Annotated in this window: 1 protein-coding gene and 1 pseudogene; both read left to right on the top strand. The window is 48.3% G+C overall.

The features are described from left to right. Positions 1-57: 57 nt before the first annotated feature. Positions 58-1,317, top strand: a complete 1,260-nt coding sequence (locus EAO38_RS08500; RefSeq protein ID WP_121022865.1) for a coiled-coil domain-containing protein — start codon at positions 58-60, stop codon at positions 1,315-1,317. Between the two features lie 53 nt (positions 1,318-1,370). Further along, a pseudogene (locus EAO38_RS08495) lies at positions 1,371-1,558 on the top strand (hypothetical protein); the annotation flags it as partial.

Here is a 1,558-nt window from a genome sequence, read left to right as displayed (position 1 = left end):
TTTAACCCTTGATTCACGCGGGGGTTTTTTGGTTGAATAGGGCTATAAGGGGCGATGATGTTGTTACACGACAAGATACAAGAACTTTTAGAAGCCACCAAGAAAGCCAAAGCAGAGAACGCCGCGCTGGTGGAATTTGCACGCACTACGCTCACCGCACACATAGACGCACAAATACAATCTAAGGGGCGGCAATTACAAGAGACTTTAGAATCTAGCCTAGAGGCCAAAGCCCAAGCCCAAGAGATTCAAGAGACTTTAAAAAGCGCGCTGGAAGCTAAGGCGCAACAACTCATCCAAGAAATCCAAGAGCCTTTAAAAGCCCAGATTGAGGCTAGGGCTTTGGCTAAGATTCCTTTAGAGAGTGTCAAAAGCCAAGTGGCCCAGAGTTTGGCAGAAGTGTTGCAAAGCCAATTAGAGGGCCTAGAAGCCACACAGACGCACAGCATAGAGCAAAAGCTAGAGCAGGCCGCTTTAGAGTTTAAAAAGGGCCTAGAGGCCACACAGGCGCGCGCATTAGCTTTAAGCGGGGCTGAGATTCAAGGCGGGGTACAGACGCTCATCAAGAGTGCGCAAAACCAGATCGCCCAAGAGATTCGCCAAGCTTTGGGGGATTTTGAGATCGGGCTAAAAGAAGCCCTAGAGAAAGCCCAGCGCACACAGGAGCGCGAGATAGGGAATTTTTTAACTTTTTTGAGTGGGCAACTTAGGAGCGAGTTTTATGCGCGCACCCGTTTGGAATTGCTAGCCACGATGAATCAAGAAATTAAACAAATGGCTACGCAAGGGCAAGCCCAATTAGAGGGCGCGCTCAAGGCCCAAACCCAAGAGATCGAGCAGAAAGTAGAGGCCTTTGTGCAGGAATTAGGGCGGCATTTTAGCGACTTGTTGCAAGCAGATTTTAAGGGGGTGATGGAACAAACCATCTCTAAAATGGACATCTCTTTCTTGCAAGATCAGCACGATACTTTTTACCAAGAGAGCAAGCAGAAACTAGACAAGCTTTTTAAAAGGGAATTGGATAAGGAGTTTATCCATTTGGTAGAGCAGAGTGTTAGAGGCTTTTTAGAGCGCCAAAGACCCATGCGCGCTTTAAAAGAGATGCAATTAGAGGCGCAACTACACTTGAGCGCGCTCATCCAAAGCCACGCCATAGAGGTGTTGCAACAGGAGGGCGCGAACTTAATGAGTTGGCGCAAGAAAGAACTAGAATTTTATCAGGAGGTACGCATGCAGGAACTCAAAGATGCGATGGTTAAAGAAGGGTTGTTAGACCCCAGAGCGCTACACCACACCAAGACCTATAAAACCAAATGAGTACCTTAGCTGAAGGATTAACCCTTTTGGGAGTCAAGGGGGTAGGTAGCAATATGGATGTAATGCAGGACACGCAGCAGGACACGCAGCAGGACACGCAGCAGAGCCCGCAGAGCTCTAACCCCCCAGACTTGAGCGCATTCTTGGTGGAGAAAACACCGCCAAAACCCAGTACGGGGGTGAAGTCTTTAGATGAGAAGATCGCCAAGCGCCAATTAACGCTTTTTGATGTGTATTTGGC

The sequence above is a fragment of the Helicobacter vulpis genome (assembly GCF_003660395.1).
GTDB lineage: Bacteria > Campylobacterota > Campylobacteria > Campylobacterales > Helicobacteraceae > Helicobacter > Helicobacter vulpis.
The sequence above is the reverse complement of the archived record's forward strand: the minus strand, read 5'-3'. Positions and strand labels throughout refer to the sequence as shown.

What these genes read in the sequence shown, in the direction of transcription:
- EAO38_RS08500 (WP_121022865.1), top strand. Translation starts at nt 58, where the DNA reads ATGTTGTTACACGACAAGATACAAGAACTTTTAGAAGCCACCAAGAAA.